Here is an 18,132-nt window from a genome sequence, read left to right on the forward strand (position 1 = left end):
AGGATTTCTAATGACGCATCAACGATGGTGGTTGCGTTGTCGGGTGTCGACGAGCTTCAACCTCTATGTTGCTCCAGATGTCCTATGTGTAGCGGACTTCACGGTATTGTTCTTCGAAGTATTCTGTGAGCAGGCTGTCGGCCTGCAACAGTCCTTTTCTGGTGAGGCGGACAGTGTCGCCATCGACTTCGAGGTACCCGGCTCGTTGCTGGTTACTGAGAGGTTCAGCGAATTCGACGAGTGGATCGACTCCGAATTTATCGCGAAGAGGCTGCACGGAAATGGATCCTTCTTTCATTTGCAGAACCCATTCGCGGATGAGTTTCTGATGTTCGGTTGGAACCATTGCGCGGTTGACTGGCAATTCGCCTGACTGGACGGTTTGGATGTAGTCTTCGAGCTGATCCTTGTTTTGGTAATGCACACCTTGCAGGTGTCCAAAACTGGAAACTCCGACAGCGACGATATCACTTCCACGGAACAAGTTGTCCCGGTAAACAAAGCGATCTGTATCGAGATTTTTGACGAGTTCGTTGCCGCTGGAAATCTGATAACCTGCTGCGAGGAAGCGGTCCATGGCTTCGCTGGCCCAGCGACGTTTCGTAGGCCAGTCTGCAACAGGAGATTTCACACCCTCTTCCAGAATTTCTTTGGAGTAGACGGTATTCCAGGGAAGTTCCATCTGATAGACGGTTAAGTTATCTGGCTCCATTTCAAGAGCCTTCTCGACACAATTTTGCCAGTTCTCGTCAGTTTCTCCAACCATGCCTGCGATGAGGTCGATGTTGACCTCTGGGAAGCCGACCTGCTGAATCCACTCGTAAGCTCGCAGAATTTCAGGTGAAAGATGTGCCCGGCCATTCTCTTCAAGTAGTTCGTCGTTGAAGTTTTCAACACCGAGTGAGACACGCGTGACACCGATTTCTTTGAGTGTCTTCACTTTCTCCAGGCTTAACGTTCCCGGTTCGCACTCGAAGGTGACTTCTTCCGCACTATCCCACGAAACGGATTGGCTCAGCCGCTCTCGAAGCATCAGCAGTTGTTTCGAGCTGAGATAAGAAGGCGTCCCGCCGCCGAAGTAAACAAACTTCAGGACACGGTCCTTGATCGCTGTTTGATCACACAGCAGTTGAACCTCTTTGTCGAGGGTGTCGACGTAGTTCTTGATTGTTTCTGCGTTTTGCTGTGTGTAGACCCGGAAGTAGCAAAACTTACATCGTTTGCGGCAAAACGGAATGTGCAAATACATCCCCATGGGAATGCTGCGATCCGGTTCGGCCTGGAGAACTTCGTGAAATTTCGGAGTGAGTTCCTTCTTCCACTGAGAGAATGGAGGATAGTTGGAAATGAAATAGCTGCCAATTTCCGTCGTCGTTTCGCTCGACATTGTTCGTTCCACCTCTGGGACTACGAATTCGCTCTTACAGGGCCTGTTGAAGTGACCGATCTTGGAGTGATCGTCATTTCAGTGAACATCAACGACTGAAAACCGTTGATATCTGCAGGGTGAGTAGAGTTTCTTGAACTGATCCTCAAACCTGAATTTGCTCTCTTTAACACTGAGAAAAGTGACCATTCCACAAGTTTTCGGACTGGTTCTCAATATAATTAAATTGTGAGGAGTTATCAGTATAGGCAAGCATTGAAAGAAGTTCGAGTCGGGTTCTCTGTCGCCCATGTTGGAAGTTGCTCATCAAGAGAGCGTAAAGTTGAGTAAGAAGTTGTCTTAAAGCGGTCGGCCTCACGGACGAAGTTTATCTTGTGCCGTCAAGTTGTCCAGTTTTTTTGCTTCACTGCAAACAGTTTCAGGAGAAGGTGTTACATTTTTTGCGAGCGGAATTCCGTAGAGATCCTTGACTCGAAACGGTTCAATTCCCGTATAGTTGTTTGTAACCATTCAAAGGGGACATCATGCCGAGTCAAGCATCGACCAAGCCGAAACACTCTCAGTCGACGACAGAGAGTCAACATAGTATTGGGAGCTATCTGATTCAGCGGCTCCAGGACTATGGATTGCGAGATATCTTCGGGATTCCCGGAGACTTTGTTTTGCAGTTTTACGGGTTACTGGAGGAGTCGCCGATTAATGTTGTCGGTTGTACTCGTGAAGATAGTGCTGGCTATGCTGCCGATGGTTACGCACGTGTGAATGGGTTGGGGGCAGTCTGTGTGACGTATTGTGTCGGGGGCTTAAGTACGTGCAACTCGATAGCGGGTGCGTTCGCAGAGAAATCTCCCGTTGTGGTGATCAGTGGCGCTCCGGGTGTCGAAGAGCGGCTCAATGATCCGCTGCTCCATCACAAGGTTCGTGAGTTCAGCACTCAGCGAGAAGTCTTCGAGAAGATCACGATTGCGGTCGGTGATTTGCATGATCCGCTCACCGCGTTTCGGGAGATTGATCGCTGCCTCGAAGCAGCCGTGCGATACAAGCGCCCGGTCTATCTTGAGCTCCCTCGCGACCGAGTTCACACGGTCCCCGATGCTCCTCATACTGCGTTGTGTTCAGTTCATCAAAGCCATAGCGGAGCGTTGCAAGCTGCCCTCGATGAGGCAGCTGATCGCATTCAACATGCGAAGTCTCCGGTGATAGTGGCGGGTGTCGAAATCCATCGTTTCGGATTGAGGGAGGAAGTTCTGGAGCTTGCAGAGAAGAACCAGATTCCGATGTGTGCGACATTGCTGGGGAAGTCGGTTATTAGCGAGAAGCACCCGTTGTATCTGGGGGTTTATGAAGGTGCCATGGGGCGGAAAGAGGTGACCGAATTCGTTGAGCAGAGCGATTGTGTGCTTCTGCTTGGAACGTTCATGTCGGACATCAATCTCGGAATTTACACTGCTCAACTTGATCCTCGGAATTGTGTTTATGTGACCAGTGAACAGCTCCGAATTGGGCACCATCACTTCCACGATGTCCTCCTCCATGATTTTATTGGCGAACTCCAGAAGAAGCAGCTTCGATCATCAAAGACTCAACTGAAGCTTCCTCAGCGAGAAGAGTTGAAAACTCCCGAATTCAATCCATCGGCTCCTGTGACGAATGCGAGCCTGTTCTCTCATATCGACGATATTCTCGACGACAACATGGTGGTCGTTGCGGATGTGGGGGACTCGCTGTTCGCTGCGTCTGATCTGACGATCCATAAACATACAGAATTTATCAGCCCTGCCTATTACACTTCGATGGGGTTTGCGATACCAGCTGCGCTCGGTGTACAGGTTGCGAATCGTGAACTGCGACCGCTCGTTCTGGTTGGCGATGGAGCTTTCCAAATGACTTGCATGGAACTGTCAACGATTGTGCGGAACAGCTTCAATCCAATTATCGTGGTGCTGAATAACAAGGGTTACACGACAGAACGTTTCCTTCAGGATGGGCCGTTTAACGATATCCTGAACTGGAACTACCATCGTATGCCAGACATCTTTGGCGATGGCTGGGGGTTTGAAGTTCATACAGTCGGGGAATTGCACCAGTCAATGAAGGCTGCCCTGGCGCATCAGGATGCTTTCAGCATTTTGAATGTTCACCTTAAGCCAGATGATATTAGTCCGGCACTGGCCCGATTGGCGGAGAAGATGAGCCAGACGATTTGAAAATTGTCCTAAATCTGCCCCGCTTCCTCGAAGATTTCTTTGCAGGCATCACGGAATTCCTGCATGGGGAAAGTTTCCGGATCGGAGCATCCAGATGCTCTCGATTTCACATGATCACATTTTTCAGGAGGTTTTCCGTTGTGCGGGGTTTTGACTTTTGAGCCTAGAGCATCTTTCGAATTGGTTTGCAGGTTCTGCCTCGTGGCGAACAGCATTTTTACTAGAAAAATGCGTTCTTCACGGGCAAACGGTAGAGCAAACTGCTCTAGAGAATCATCCAAAATTACCGATGTTTCAGGTGTCGTAGTGCGAAGAGTGCAAAAATCACTTATCCTATTCAGGTGAGCAGAAGCAGAGAGATGACCAGCAATTCCTTCTTTGGGAACATTTTCCCAAGCGAGCCAGACGGAACAGCGGTCCCGTCCAGCAAGGTCGTTCATCTCTGATCGCTCATCAAAGAAACCTGCCCCGCATCCTTGCAACCCAATTTGGGCGAAACCATGTCGACTGACACATCCTCGAAGCCGTTTTCAATTCGTTGTCCGAATTGCCAGAAGAAGTTGAAGATTGAAGATCAACGACTGATCGGTAAGAAGGTGAAGTGCCCCAAGTGCAAAGCTCCTTTCCTGGTGCAGGTCTCTCAACCAAGCCAGCCAGCGAAACCACGAGCAGAATCGCCAGCGGAGACACCAGCTCAGGCGTCAGCCCAGAGACCGACGGAGCCGCCAAAGCCAATCGAGAAGGCTGCTGCCTCGCAACCGGCTCCTTCTGCACCAACTCCTCCCACACCAAATCCGGTCGAACCACCTCAGCTTCAAAAGCAAGTGGAAGAGGAGGTCCAACTCGAATTAGTCACCGACGACCCGCCTGTTGGAACATCGGCCAAGTGGGTTCCAGATGCTCCAGTGCTTCCAGCAACTGGCAGCCTTCCTCAGTCGACAACATCTCCTGCAGAATCAGTACTACCAAATTTCGCTGCGACTCCTGCTCAGTCACCTTCACCGTTGATCGCTCCTGCTACGGCAGAAGCAAGTGGTGGGACCAGCGAACTGAACCGGATTCGGTCGCGCCGTAAGAAGGGGTGGGGACCGACGGTGATCGTGGGGACCTTCTTGCTTCTAGGGATTGGTACAGTCGCGTTTTTAGTCATGAGGTACGAACCTCAAAAGTCGACCACCTCTTCCGATCCCGTCGCGGTCGAGGAGAATCTTGAATCACCAGTTGCCGAGGACGAACCGTACAGCCGAAGTCGATTGGAAAATCGTCCTCAACTTGTCAGCGAGTTTGAGCCAACCAGCGGGAAGCCACTGGCACTTCGAATGATGCCTCAAGGTGTCACTTTCTTTATTCATGTCCGACCATCTCTTTTGTGGTCAGATGATCGACAATATCAGGAACTGAAAGTAAGCCTGACCGATGATGTCACTAACTGGATTGCTGCGAAGCTGAAAGAAATCTGTCGGCGCGATCCCGAAGAAATTGAAGAAGCTTACATTGGCTTCCTGCTGGGTGCTTCCGGTACCGAACCTGAGATCTGCTCGGTGGTCACTCTGAAAGAGCCAGCGAAGATGTCCGATTTGATCGAAGAATTCAGGGGACAGTCAGTCTTTAGCCTTGAGGAACGACCAGATCTTCAATTGAAACAGGATGAAAAGTATGCGTACCTGATTCACGATACTCAAACGATTGCCATTGCTCCTCGTATGTATGCTGCAGAACTTGAGGAATCTCAAAACCGGCCTTTCACAATGTCGGTCGCATTAGAAAATTTGATGCGAGAAACGGACGATCAGCGACTCTTTACCGTCGTCGGGATCGTCCGTGATCTGCAACTTCACTATCCCCAAATTATGCCAGAGGCCTCTCATCAAACGATGGAGCAGGTCGTCAGCTGGATTGGTGAAGATGTCGAAGCGATCAGTTGGTCGGTACACACCGATCCCTATTTTCACTCAGAAATTAACGTTCATCCAATTGCGACAAGTAATCCTGCCAAGGTGCGTCAACGACTGAATGCACAACTGGAAACTCTTCCGAAGACGTTGATGGACGAAGTCTGCCTGAAGATGGCTCCTCGTGAAATTCGTTTTCGAGATTTCATCGGACGTCTCCCCGCAATGGCTTCAGCGATTCAGAAATCGACTGTCAGTATGACGACCGCAAACTATGTTTCGCTCACGACAGTGTTACCACAGAAAGCCGCTCCGAACTTGGCATTGGCGACACTCTTTACTGCCAACGAAGCGGCTCGAACGGACTTCCATTCTGAAGTGGTGATCGCTGCGGCAGATAACAAGCCCAAGCTGCCCGACACAATTGTTGAACGTCTGAAAATTCCAGTCGATGCTGAGTTCAATCGAACTCCACTCGAACCTGCTTTGAGTTATCTCGTTGGTGAAGTGGAACTGAATCTGGATGTCGATGGCGACGCTTTGAAAGATGCCGGTTACACGAAAAACATGCCTCAAACGTTTAAGCTCGGTGTCGTTCCACTTGAGCAGTCGCTGAAGAAAATTCTCGACACCTACCAGGAAGAAGGAAAAGTGATGGTGATGTCGATCAATGAGAAAACCAAAACGATTCACATTTTGACTGAAAAATTCGCCAAGCAGAAAAACATGCCGATTTACAAGTTTGATTAAGTCGAACGACCTAAAAACGAGATCGTTTTCGCTCCGAATCAGAGTGGCGAACTGAAGTGTTCCTGAAACTGCTGTTCGCGTTTCAAACGAAGCGAAGAACAGCCTCAATCCTTAACCGTCCTTCCTGCCAATAATCCCACCAAACTGGACAGTGCCACTTTAGAACTGACCCTGAAAGCTGAATTCGCTATCTCAAACACTGAGGAAATTGACCATTCCACAAGTTTCCTGACTGGTTGTAAGTTGAATGAGTTGCGGAGACGATTTTTCGATCAGGCTCGCTTGTGAGCTTACTATAATCGTTCAAGTTGAGGTGAAATTCGTCGTAACTCATTTCATCCAAAGGTTTCAAAGCCAGATCAGGCTGGAAAGTCGCGCTGTCAAACTCAACTCCTCACTCAGTTCTGTCGAGCTATATGAATATCAGGTGTTTGAACAATTGGACGCGGATGCGAACAATTTCAGTTGCAGATCACGTGTGACATTTTGATTTGTCAGTGGCAAGTAGACCCAGCACAAAGTAAGCCAGCGCAAAGTAAGTAACTCCGCGCGAAATCGACCGAGCGCAAAGTAAACATTGATACTAAAGATACCAAGCTATGAACGGACTTCCATTAGTTTCTCGACGTGAACTTCTCCAGCGATCCGGTCAAGGACTGGGGATGCTCGGCTTAGCTGCCATGTTGGGTGGAGAGGGTGTTCTCCGTTCCGCGACGGCTGCCACTTCGCCAATGGATGCCAAGAAGCCGCACTTCCCCGGAACAGCGAAGCATGTGATTCACATCTTTTGCAACGGCGGACCATCGCATGTGGATACCTTCGATCCCAAGCCGATGCTGACAAAATATCACGGGAAAGAACTTCCGACGAAGAATCTGCGAACGGAACGGAAAACCGGATCTGCTTTAGGTTCACCGTTCAAGTTCAAAAAGTATGGTGAGTCTGGCCTCGAAGTCAGCGAGCTCTTTTCGCACGTCGCTGAGTCCATCGACGACATCTGCGTGATCCGCTCGATGCATGCTGATGTTCCGAATCATGAACCATCACTCATGCTGATGAACTGTGGTGATGGACGACTGATCCGTCCCAGCTTCGGAAGTTGGACAACGTACGGTTTGGGGACAGAAAACCAGAACCTTCCTGGATTCATTTCGATGTGCCCGGGTGGTTATCCAATTACCGAAACCGCGAACTGGAGATCTGCCTTTTTACCGGGTGTCTATCAGGGGACCTATCTGGATACGAAGCATCAAGACATCGATAAGCTCATTGCCAATATTCGCAATAAGAATCTTCCGCTGAAGCAGCAGCGGAGCCAACTCGACCTGGTGCAGTCTCTCAATCAGCAGCATCTGGAAAGCAGAGGCCACGATTCTCAATTAGAGTCTCGAATCCATTCGCTGGAGCTGGCCTACCGGATGCAAATCCAAGCTTCGGACGCTTTTGACACTTCCAAAGAGCCGAAACATATTCAGGAAATGTATGGAGAAGGTGTCCATGCACGACAATGTCTGATGGCTCGACGACTGGTCGAACGTGGAGTTCGTTTCGTACAACTCTGGCACGGGGCTGGTCAACCTTGGGATAATCATGACGACATTGAAGCGGGGCATCGCCGGCTCGCTGGTCAGCTCGATCAACCTCTCGGTGCCTTGTTGAAAGATCTTAAACAACGTGGCCTGCTCGATGACACGCTCGTTCTCTGGGGCGGAGAGTTTGGCCGGACTCCGGTTGTCGAGTTGCCGACTCCGGGAGCCAATCAGGGGAAGCAAAATGGTCGCGATCACAACCACCACGGGTTTACTGTCTGGATGGCTGGAGGAGGCGTCAAAGGGGGAATGGCCCACGGAGCGACCGACGAGTTCGGCTTCAAAGCGATTGAAAACCGTATGCATGTCCACGACCTTCATGCTACGATGCTGCACCTCCTCGGTTTCGATCACGAACAACTGACCTATCGTTACTCTGGACGGGATTTCCGATTAACTGACGTCCACGGACGGGTTGTGAACGAAATTATTGCTTAAGATACTGCCCTAAGATGATTTTTCGCCGGAGACTTCGAGTCTCCGGCAAACACGGGTTTCTTCAAGAACCATCCCATGTCGACTCCCCCTCAAGATCCGGATTCACCGTCACTGGAGATGACTCCTGTTCAGGATGAACAAGAGTTAGATGAATCTCGCCAGCTGAGTTTGCGCTCGGGTCGCGTTCCGAATTCCGTCGGCGGCTACGATGTGCTGCGATGCTTGGGTGAAGGATCTTTCGGAATGGTCTGGCTTGCTCGAGAACGCAAGACCGGTCGGCATGTCGCCATCAAATTCTTTACGAACCGTCGCGGTCTCGACTGGACGCTGCTGACGCGGGAAGTCGAAAAGCTGGCTGCCCTGGACACTTCTCGCGATGTTGTGCGATTGATCGACGTTGGCTGGGATCACGATCCTCCTTACTTTGTGATGGAGTACCTGCCACGTGAGTCAGTCGCTTCGCTGCTGGAAGCAGGACCAATTCCGGTCGCCCAGGCTGTCGAAATCACAAAGTCTGTTGCCCGGGCTTTGGTGCATGCCCATGGAGCGGGGATTCTGCATTGTGATATCAAGCCAGCCAATATCTTGCTCGACCATGGAGACGAAGCTCGGCTGGGTGACTTTGGTCAGTCCCGGTTAACTTCGGATCAGTCGCCCGCATTGGGGACCTTTTACTATATGGCCCCTGAGCAGGCGACGATGGACGCGATTCCTGATGTTCGTTGGGATGTCTATGCCTTGGGAGCGGTCCTGTACCACATGCTGACAGGTGCAACTCCATATCAGTCCGATGAGACAGAACTGCTGATTTCGAAAGCAACCGGGCTTTCTGATCGGCTCAATATTTACCGTGAGATCGTCGAGAGTTCACCCGTTCCGAATGACCACCGCAATGTCGAAGGAGTCGATCGGGCTCTTGCCTCGCTGATTGATGGTTGCCTGAAAAGAAACCCTTCAGAGCGAATTCCTAATCCACAAGTTATCCTCGACCGGCTGGAACAGCGAGAAATCAATCGCTCTCGAAGACCCCTCATTTTCCTGGGATTTCTCGGACCTGTTTTGTTTATGTTGATGCTGGCCTGGATCGCCAGTACGGCAGTTCCAGAAGCTGTTCAGGAAGCCGAATTAAATCTGTTTGAACGTGCGCTGACCAGTGACGCGGCAACGGTTCGGCTTCTGGCATCCAGTGTTGATCAGGAACTTCTGGAACGGACTGATGAGCTCGTCCGGTTAGCTGCCAGACTCCCGGAAGAAACGGGAGAGGATTCTCTGTTCGGATTTCGAAAAGATTACTCCGAGTTTTTGGATCAATGGAGGGAAGAGACCGATAATCGTTTTCTGAAGCAAAAACGGACTCGAGATGCGAGCCTTTTTTTGACGGACCGGGCAGGGATTCAAATCCACCGAAACCCATGGGATAATTCAATCGGGCATTCCTTCGCCTATCGAGATTATTTTCATAATCTCGGCCGGGAACTGGAGCGGAGCCGGAGAGTGGGTGGGGAAGTTCAACCGCGTAAAACAGCAGGTGTTTCGCTCGCGTTTCGAAGTAGTAATACAAATCAATACATGGTTGCCGTTGCCGTCCCTGTCTGGAATCTGGAGGGAACCGAAGTCATCGGAGTGCTGGCACGGACAATCCACTTGACCGAACTGCTCAGCCAATGGGAACGCCGCATCCGCGGTATGAATTCGACTGAAGAGCTTTCGGAGCAGGATCGTTTTCTTTCACTTGTTGACATGCGCGAAGAGAAACCGTTTTTGCTCGATCACCAATGGATGTCCGCAGAGAATTTGTCGCAACTCTCGGACAACGAGATGATCAAGCAGAAAATCGAACTCAGTGAGCAAGAAACTGAGGTCATGCAGAACGCACTCAAGGGGAAGCGGTTCATTACAAATTACAAAGATCCGCTGGCGGATGTTGATGAGAGGTATCAAGGAGAGTGGTTAGCTGCCGTTGCTGAAATTTCGTCAGCCAATTGGATAGCGATTGTCCAGGAGCGACGCTCCGAAGCGGTCGCTCCGATGGATGAACTGCGAGCCATTTTTATCCGATACGGACAATTAATGGTCGTCGTTTTTGCAGCGATGCTGGCGGTACTCGGCTGGATCATTCGCAGAGTGTCCAATCGAGTCTAATCCACTTAGAGCAGTTTGCTCTAACGTTTGCCCGTGAAGTTCATTTTCATGACTTCATCGGCTGCCCGCCGAGAGACAGCACTCGAACACCAATTCATAAAATCCTGTAGCACCGTATCCCCGTCGCAGGATTATCTCTGGTTGGCAGGAACAGCCTGGAAGCGGAAACCACCTTCACCAAGGATGATTCGCAGATCATCTTTGAGTTCAGGCCGCGCGGAAACCTGAATTTGTGTCGTCAGGATTGCCCGAACACGTCCGGATCGAGTCATTCCGTTTCCATTGGACTCCCCGTTGGTCTCTTTGGATTGCGGATCGTTGGTCTCAACAACAATGGTGACCGGCGTTTTCCCGGGGTATCGGCTGAGTAAATCTTTGACACGTTTCATGTCTTCATCAGTATGAAGCCCTCGTTGAAAACGAATCGCGACCTGTTTCGTGAATTCTTTTTCAGCTTCTTCCAGCGTCAACAGTTTGTTGACAATCACATTCGGTTCACGACCACGGAAATCGACGCGCCCTTTGACGACGACGATGGTGTCCGCGACGACTTTCTCTCCAGCATCCGCAAAGTCGTCAGGCCACATGATGCAGCGGACAACTCCTTGAGCGTCTTCCAGGTCGAAGTTGACGTACTTACTGTTTCCGTTTCGGGAAGGGTTCTTTGTTTGTGCTTTTTTGATGGATGCAATCATCCCACCCAGCGTGACCTCTTTCCCGTCGCCGAGCTCTTTTAAATCCTTGACGGTATGCTGTGTGAAGGATTCGATTTGTTCAGCGTACTCAGTCAGTGGATGAGAAGTGAGGTAAAACCCTAAAACTTCTTTTTCGATCGTCAGCTTCTGTCCGTGCGACCAGTCTTCAGCGGGCGGCATCGAAATGGGATCGTCTTCGGCAGCTGATTCTCCCTCTTTCGGTGGCCCACCAAACAGAGACATTTGTCCCTTTGCTTTATCTTTTTGCTGCGAGACCGCCGCTTGAACGGCACGTTCGATCACCAGTGTGTGCTGCTCCCGGTTGTAGCCGAAACTATCCAGTGCACCTGCTTTGACGAGTGTTTCCAAAACCCCTTTAGTGAGCACTTTTGTATCGCAGCGTTCGCACAGGTCGAAGATGTTTTTGAACGGGCCGTTTTCAAGGCGTTCGTTCACCATCGATTGCATCGCAGCTTCACCGACCCCTTTTAAGGCTCCGAGCCCGAATGCCAGCTTGCGAACCTGGTTCTCTCCTTCACCTTCGACAACGACACTAAATTCGACATCACTCATGTTGACATCGGGAGGGTAAATTTCAATTCCCTGGCGTCGACAATCCTCGGTATGCTCCGACATCCGCTCGCTCGATTCCATCCCGCAGGAAAGTAGCGCAGCCATGAACTCTTCGGGGTAGTGGGCTTTGAGATATGCCGTCTGGTAAGCGATGGCTCCGTAGGCTGTGGAGTGAGACTTGTTGAAGCCGTACCCGGCGAATTTCACGATCAGGTTCCAGATCTCCTGGGCCTGCTCTTTGCTCATGTCGTTCTTTTGAGAACCTTCGATGAACTGCTCGTGAAAACTGTCGATGATGGACTGTTTTTTCTTTGAAATCGCCTTAATACATTTATAGGAACTGGCGAGCTCGATTCCTCCCAAGCGGTTGAGAATCCGCATCACCTGTTCCTGGTAAACCATCACGCCGTAGGTTTCATCCAGAACGGGGTCGACAATTGGGTGGACTTTCGGAATCGGTTCGCGACCATGTTTGACGTTCACGTACGTCATGACCATTCCACCCTCCAGCGGACCTGGTCGGTAAAGTGCAGAGGTCGCGATGATGTCGGCGAATTTGTCCGGCTTCATCTTTGTCAGGAGGTCGCGCATACCGCCCGACTCCAGCTGGAAGATCCCTTTGGTCTCACCACGTTGAAGCAGGGCAAACGTCGCTTTGTCGTCGAGTGGCAAATCCTTGGGGATGATGTCCACGCCGCGATGTTTTTTGACGTTATTAACAGCCTTGTCGAGAATCGAAAGGTTCCGTAGCCCAAGGAAGTCCATCTTCAGCAAGCCAGCGGTTTCCACATCCGTCCATTGGGTGAGGACGTCATCTTTACCGGTGATTTTCTGGAGCGGGATATATTCTTCGAGAGGCTTATCGGCGATCACGACCCCAGCTGCGTGTGTTCCTGCCGATTTCGCGAGCCCTTCCATCGCTTGGGCAAAGTCGAGAAGTTCCTTAACTTGTGGATCGTTATTGTAGGCCTCTTGGAGTTCCGCACTCTCTTTCAACGCGTCTTTGAGCTTGATGTTTAGCGTTTCCGGAATCATTTTGGCGATTTCATCTGCCCGTTTGAGCGGAACAGAAAGAGCACGCGCGACGTCGCGAATCGCAGCTTTCGCCTTGAGTGTTCCAAACGTTCCGATTTGAGCAACGTTCTCGCTACCGTATTTTTCCTTCACGTACTGGATGACCAGTTCACGACGGTCTCGGCAGAAGTCGATATCGATATCGGGCGCTTCCGATCGAGATGGATCAAGGAATCGTTCGAACAGCAGGTCGTACTTAATCGGGCAAACATCAGAAAGCCCCAGCAGATAGGCAACAATCGCGCCACAAGCTGAACCACGAGCAGTGCAGGGGATTCCATGCTCGATGGCGAAACGTGCGAAGTCCCAGACGATTAAGAAGTAGCTCGAATACCCCATTCGCTCGATGACATCGAGTTCGAAGTTGAGTCGATCTTTGTAAACCTGATCATGATTCACGCCATAGCGTTCAATCATGGCAGCTTCACAAACTTCCCTCAGATACGTCACATCGTCCTTCTCATCCGGAGGTGTAAAGACGGGATAGTGGCGTGTTGTCAGGTCGAGATCGATATCAACGCGGTCTGCGATTTCCTGTGTTCGCGCAACGGCGGCCTCTTGACCTGGAAACGATTCATACATCTGCTCAGGTGAACGAATGAAGAGTTGATCGGTCCCGATCTTCATTCTGTTTTCGTCACTGCGATATGATTTGGTGTTCACGCACAGCAAGACATCGTGCATGTCTGCATCGTCGGCGCACAGGTAGTGTGCATCATTCGTCGCGACCAGCGGTAAGCCCACGCGGTTTGCAAGATCGATTGTGGCGTTTGCACAATCCGTTTGAATCTGAATGTCGGCGTTCTGGATCTCCATGTAGAAGCGATCACCGAAGACCTTGCTATACCAATGGGTTAGCTCTTCCGCTTTTTTACGCTCATCTGCGAGGAGGAACCGAGAGAGTTCACCCGACGCACATCCAGACAAACAGATGATCCCCTCGTTGAATTCTTCCAGCAGTTCTTTGTCGATTCGTGGCTTGTAATAAAACCCTTCGAGGTACGCGCGTGATGCCATTTTGACAAGGTTTTTGAATCCCTGAGCATTCATCGCGAGCAGCGTCAGGTGGTACGAAGCTTCTTTCATTCGAGAAGCACTGCGGTCTGTCCGATGTCCCGGAGCAATGTATGCCTCATAACCCAGAATTGGGTTGATCTCATGCTTTCGGCAAGTCTGGTAAAACTCTAGTGCCCCGTACAGATTCCCATGGTCTGTGATCGCGCATGAGTTCATTCCCTGGGCTTTGACTTTTTCAATTAAGTCGGGAATTCTGTTGGCCCCATCGAGCAGAGAGTAATGCGTATGACAATGCAAATGTGCAAAAGGACGTTCGCTCATGGTTCTCCGTAACCGCCAGGCGGTTCAAGAAATAGTTGAAAACTGATCCTGAAAACTTGAAATTGCTCTCTCATTAAAATGGGAAAAGCTGCTGTTCCAAAGGTTTTCGGACTGGTTCTAGAGAGATGGCAGAAATGCTTTGATTCGGACATTGTACCACGGGGAGTGGAGAGCGTCAGCCCTCTGTAAAGGGGCCTTGCAAACTTGTGGCGAAAAAGAATTCTCTTGATCGCTGAATTTTGCAACGGGGACGCTCCGCTCGCTGTGGAGAGACTTTTTAATTAGGATAAGCGGACTCTCGTTTTTAGTGAAATCAGGTTTTCAGCGACAAGAATTATGAAATCAAAAATCTCACTGGCACTGCTCTTCGTATTGAATGTGGCTTTCTCAATGCATGCCTCTGCGGAGTCGGATGCAACTCAATTCAAGGATGTTCAATGCGAAGGAATGTACGCCCATCATCTTCAAGGGATTTGTGTCGACGATGAGGCGATTTACTGGAGCTTCACAACTCAAATGGTGAAGACAGACCTCGCAGGAAAAAAACTCAAACAGGTTCCAGTTGCGAATCATCACGGGGACCTCTGTTACCATGATGGCAAACTGTATGTGGCAGTGAATTTGGGGAAGTTTAACGACCCGCAAGGAAACGCAGATTCGTGGGTGTATGTGTACAATGCCAGCGATCTGTCGCTCGTTGCGAAGCATGAAACTCAGGAAGTGTTTCATGGAGCCGGGGGAATCGGAGTTCAAAACGGGAACTTCTTTGTTGTCGGCGGATTGCCCGATGGTGTGCAGGAAAATTACGTTTACGAGTACGATCAGAACTTTAAATTTATCAAGAAGCACATCGTGAGCAGCGGTCACACATTCCTGGGAATTCAGACTGCGACGTTTGCAAATGATCGCTGGTGGTTCGGATGTTATGGAAGCCCAGCCATCCTGCTGGTGACCGACGCTGAATTCAAAATGGTCGGACGTTTTGAATTCAATTGCTCGTTGGGAATCGAGGGACTTCCGGACGGCAAACTTCTCTCAGCAGGGGGAACCTGCTCGAAGGGGAAGGGGTGCAATGGCAACGCAAAGATTGCCATTGGCAGCGACGACAAGGGAATTCAGTACGCGAAATGATCAACATGAGTGGACAAATCAAACCAGGCCGCTATCGGCACTACAAAGGGAACGAGTACACCGTTCTTGAAGTCGCACGACATAGCGAGACGCTTGAAGAACTCGTGGTCTATCGCCAGGAGTATGGGGAACGCGGATTGTGGGTCAGGCCGAAGGAGATGTTCGGCGAGACCGTCCTTGTGGATGGCGTCGAGGCTCCAAGGTTTGCTTATCTTGGCGACGAATAATTTTCCGTCACCAAGTTTCAACCGCTTCAGGCTTTTTTCCCTTGTTCTGCGGCTTTCACTGGCTGCTCCAGACTATTCTACGCGTGGTTCTTTTTTCATGAGATGCCGTACGAAGAAATCAATTCGCCGCTTCCGCAGATAAGGGATTTCCCCGACACCATGTCCGTGGCCGGGGACCATGATGAAATCGAAGTCTTTCCCCGCTTTGATCAACGCATTGACAACCTGCATTGTCGATGCCGGATCGACGTTTGTGTCTTTTTCACCAACTGTCAGGAACAATTTTCCAGTCAGTTTGTGAGCCTGGGTGACGTTCGATTGCTCCGCGTAGTGCGGTCCGATGGGCCAACTCATCCAGAGTTCATTCCACCAGATTTTATCCATGCGGTTGTCGTGGCAACCGCAATCGGAAACAGCGACGGTATAAAAGTCACCATGCGCCAGTAATGCTCGTAACGCACTTTGCCCACCCGCTGAGCCACCGTAAATGCCGACACCATGCGTGAGGTCGAATTCTGGAAACTGCTTTGCTGCAGCCTTGATCCATTGGATACGATCGGGGAATCCAGAGTCACCAAGGTTCTTCCAGCAGACATCGTGGAAGGCCTTCGAACGGTTGGACGTTCCCATTCCATCAATCTGCACAACGATGAAGCCAACTTCCGCGACTTCTTGAGCGGAATGAAATTCGCGAAAAGAGATCGGAACGAACGAGCCATGTGGCCCGGCATAGATCTTTTCGATGACCGGGTACTTCTGCTCGGGATCAAAATTCGACGGCCGAAAAATCACCCCGTGAATGTCGGTTTTCCCATCGCGTCCTTTGGAAACGAATCGTTCGGGAGGACTCCATCCCGCCGTTTTCAGTTTTGTGATGTCCGACTCTTCTAACTTACAAACCAGCTTACCTGTTGCTGTCTCGCGAAGATTGATGAGCGGAGGGGAATCGATTCGTGAATAGGAATCGATCAGATAACGGCGATCAGGTGAGAATTTGACGGTGTGAGTTCCGTCACCATCGGTGAGGCGAGTCAGGTTCGTACCGTCGAACTCAATTCTTGCCAGCTGAATGTTATATGGATTTTGTTCCGGGAGAAGTCCCGAACATTCAAACCAGAGTTGCCGCTGCTCTTCGTTTACGTGGACAACTTTACGAACCACCCAAGGCCCCTGAGTGATTTGGTTCTTCACCTCACCGGTCAATGAATCGTAGAGATATAGATGGTTCCAGCCATCACGCTCCGACATCCAGATCAGTTCGTTCGATTCGTGTAGGAAGTGCAGGTATTGCTTATAGGCGTAGTCGACGAACGTCTTGCTCTCTTCGTTGACGATCACTTGAGCATCACCGGTTTTGGCATCGACCGAAATGACTCGCAAGACCTGATGCCCACGCTGATTGTAGACAAAATAAAATCGACTCGAATCGGGAGACCAATGGATTTTTGGATTGTTCAACCATGGGGTTTTGAAGTGAGAATCGTCGATTACGATTTCGGCATTCGATTCGATATCAATCAGGTGGAGCCTCGGCTGTGGGATACGATCCCCTGGTTTGAGGTAATTGAACGCGTGCAACTTCGGTTGCAACTGATCTTTGGGAGAGGATTCAACAAAGTGAACCGTACGTTGCTCGCCTGCCTCGACTTTCCAGACAACCAGTTTTTTTGAATCGGGCGCCCACGCCAGGTTGTGCGTTGTGAATGCATGTTCTTTCGAGCCAGCGATGCGAATTTCTGTCGGCGATTCGTCGCCCATTTCATTTTTAATCAGCAGTGAGTGCTGCTCGATTGTGGCACGTAGTAAGCCATCAGGAGAAACAGTCTGCGAATTGCGACGCTGCTGATTTTTCTCTGATGTTGAATTCGTGTTTGATCCGATTGCTGATTCAACATTTAAGAGCTCTCCCGCGTTTTGATCAAACTTCCAATGCTTTCCTTGACTGATGAAGTGAACCTCTCCGGCGATGGCATTCTCAGCGAATTCGATTCGCTCGATTGGAAGGTTCAGTTCGTCGACAGGTTTGCCAAGTTCTTTAGAGAGCAGTTCGGCAAGTTCTTTATGATCGAATGCCAACTCTCGTTGACCTCTTTTGGCATCAACGATGATGAACTCGTGCTGGTTACGGCCTGTTTCCACCTTGTACCCAAAGCGTTCTCCATCACTCGACCAGTGTGGATTCACTTTGTAGCGAAACAGTGTTCGTTCGTATCGCCCTCGTAGTGCCAACGCACGTTCGTAGTCAGCAATAGTCCCTTGGCTCCACGCCGGGTGACTCTGTAACACAAACAGGAGAACGGAAAATTGAAGGCAAAAAGATCGCTTGGAAAACATGGAGGAGTCCAACTCAAAGAAGCAAATCAGAGCTTGATGAGTGTAGCGATTTGAACAAGACGCTGCCTGTAAGAGAGACCTGCACTCATAAAAAGAGAGTTGGCAGGAGAAGTCTGTTTTAGGGCATTTTCAATGTGTTGTGCGTCGTGCCCTTGAGGTTCTTCGTCATGGCTTCACAGACAACTCGCTACAAGGCAGAGCGTAAAGACCCGTACTGGATTTTCTGTAGAACCCAGTCAACGTTACCCACATTTTTGGTTTATAGCGATGCTCCGCGGAGGATGAGGAGGAGCTTTTCCAGGCCGCGCCAGAGGGTGATCCAGCCGGGGTGCCCGTCTCGTTTTCTCCCCAAGTG

The 18,132-nt window shown here is 50.3% G+C and carries 10 protein-coding genes; 6 read left to right on the top strand and 4 right to left on the bottom strand.

The window, feature by feature from the left end; genetic code table 11:
* Positions 1–82 precede the first annotated feature (82 nt).
* On the bottom strand, positions 83–1,387 hold the full coding sequence (locus ACN0YR_RS06175; protein WP_417848314.1) for a coproporphyrinogen-III oxidase family protein: 1,305 nt from the start codon (positions 1,385–1,387) through the stop codon (positions 83–85).
* 524 nt (positions 1,388–1,911) lie between these two features.
* On the opposite strand from ACN0YR_RS06175, the gene ACN0YR_RS06180 reads away from it, so the two are divergent.
* Positions 1,912–3,594 (top strand): alpha-keto acid decarboxylase family protein, encoded by a 1,683-nt coding sequence (locus ACN0YR_RS06180; protein ID WP_417848315.1) that lies wholly within the window; start codon positions 1,912–1,914, stop codon positions 3,592–3,594.
* Between the two features lie 8 nt (positions 3,595–3,602).
* On the opposite strand, the gene ACN0YR_RS06185 is transcribed toward ACN0YR_RS06180, so the two are convergent.
* Complete coding sequence (locus ACN0YR_RS06185; RefSeq protein ID WP_417848316.1) at positions 3,603–4,034, bottom strand: hypothetical protein; 432 nt, start codon at positions 4,032–4,034, stop codon at positions 3,603–3,605.
* A gap of 60 nt (positions 4,035–4,094) precedes the next feature.
* Here ACN0YR_RS06185 and ACN0YR_RS06190 point away from each other — a divergent pair, with 60 nt between their 5' ends.
* The 3 genes from ACN0YR_RS06190 (at position 4,095) to ACN0YR_RS06200 (ending at position 10,405) form a co-directional block, all read left to right on the top strand.
* Positions 4,095–6,236: a hypothetical protein gene (locus ACN0YR_RS06190; protein WP_417848317.1), complete on the top strand. Its 2,142-nt coding sequence runs from the start codon at positions 4,095–4,097 to the stop codon at positions 6,234–6,236.
* Between the two features lie 599 nt (positions 6,237–6,835).
* Positions 6,836–8,263, top strand: a complete 1,428-nt coding sequence (locus ACN0YR_RS06195; protein WP_417848318.1) for a DUF1501 domain-containing protein — start codon at positions 6,836–6,838, stop codon at positions 8,261–8,263.
* Positions 8,264–8,338: 75 nt separating this feature from the next.
* Entirely contained in the window at positions 8,339–10,405 is a 2,067-nt protein-coding gene (locus ACN0YR_RS06200) for a protein kinase domain-containing protein (RefSeq protein ID WP_417848319.1), read from the top strand.
* A 131-nt stretch (positions 10,406–10,536) separates the two neighbouring features.
* On the opposite strand, the gene dnaE is transcribed toward ACN0YR_RS06200, so the two are convergent.
* Positions 10,537–14,085, bottom strand: coding sequence for a DNA polymerase III subunit alpha (gene dnaE / locus ACN0YR_RS06205; RefSeq protein ID WP_417848320.1), 3,549 nt, complete (start codon positions 14,083–14,085; stop codon positions 10,537–10,539).
* A 336-nt stretch (positions 14,086–14,421) separates the two neighbouring features.
* On the opposite strand from dnaE, the gene ACN0YR_RS06210 reads away from it, so the two are divergent.
* Both ACN0YR_RS06210 and ACN0YR_RS06215 read left to right on the top strand, forming a co-directional pair.
* Positions 14,422–15,216, top strand: a complete 795-nt coding sequence (locus tag ACN0YR_RS06210; RefSeq protein ID WP_417848321.1) for a hypothetical protein — start codon at positions 14,422–14,424, stop codon at positions 15,214–15,216.
* Positions 15,217–15,221: 5 nt separating this feature from the next.
* Complete coding sequence (locus ACN0YR_RS06215; RefSeq protein WP_417848322.1) at positions 15,222–15,443, top strand: DUF1653 domain-containing protein; 222 nt, start codon at positions 15,222–15,224, stop codon at positions 15,441–15,443.
* Between the two features lie 72 nt (positions 15,444–15,515).
* On the opposite strand, the gene ACN0YR_RS06220 is transcribed toward ACN0YR_RS06215, so the two are convergent.
* Entirely contained in the window at positions 15,516–17,777 is a 2,262-nt protein-coding gene (locus ACN0YR_RS06220; protein ID WP_417848323.1) for a DPP IV N-terminal domain-containing protein, read from the bottom strand.
* Between the last annotated feature and the right edge of the window lie 355 nt (positions 17,778–18,132).

The organism is Thalassoglobus sp. (genome assembly GCF_048270125.1).
Classification (GTDB): Bacteria; Planctomycetota; Planctomycetia; order Planctomycetales; family Planctomycetaceae; genus Thalassoglobus.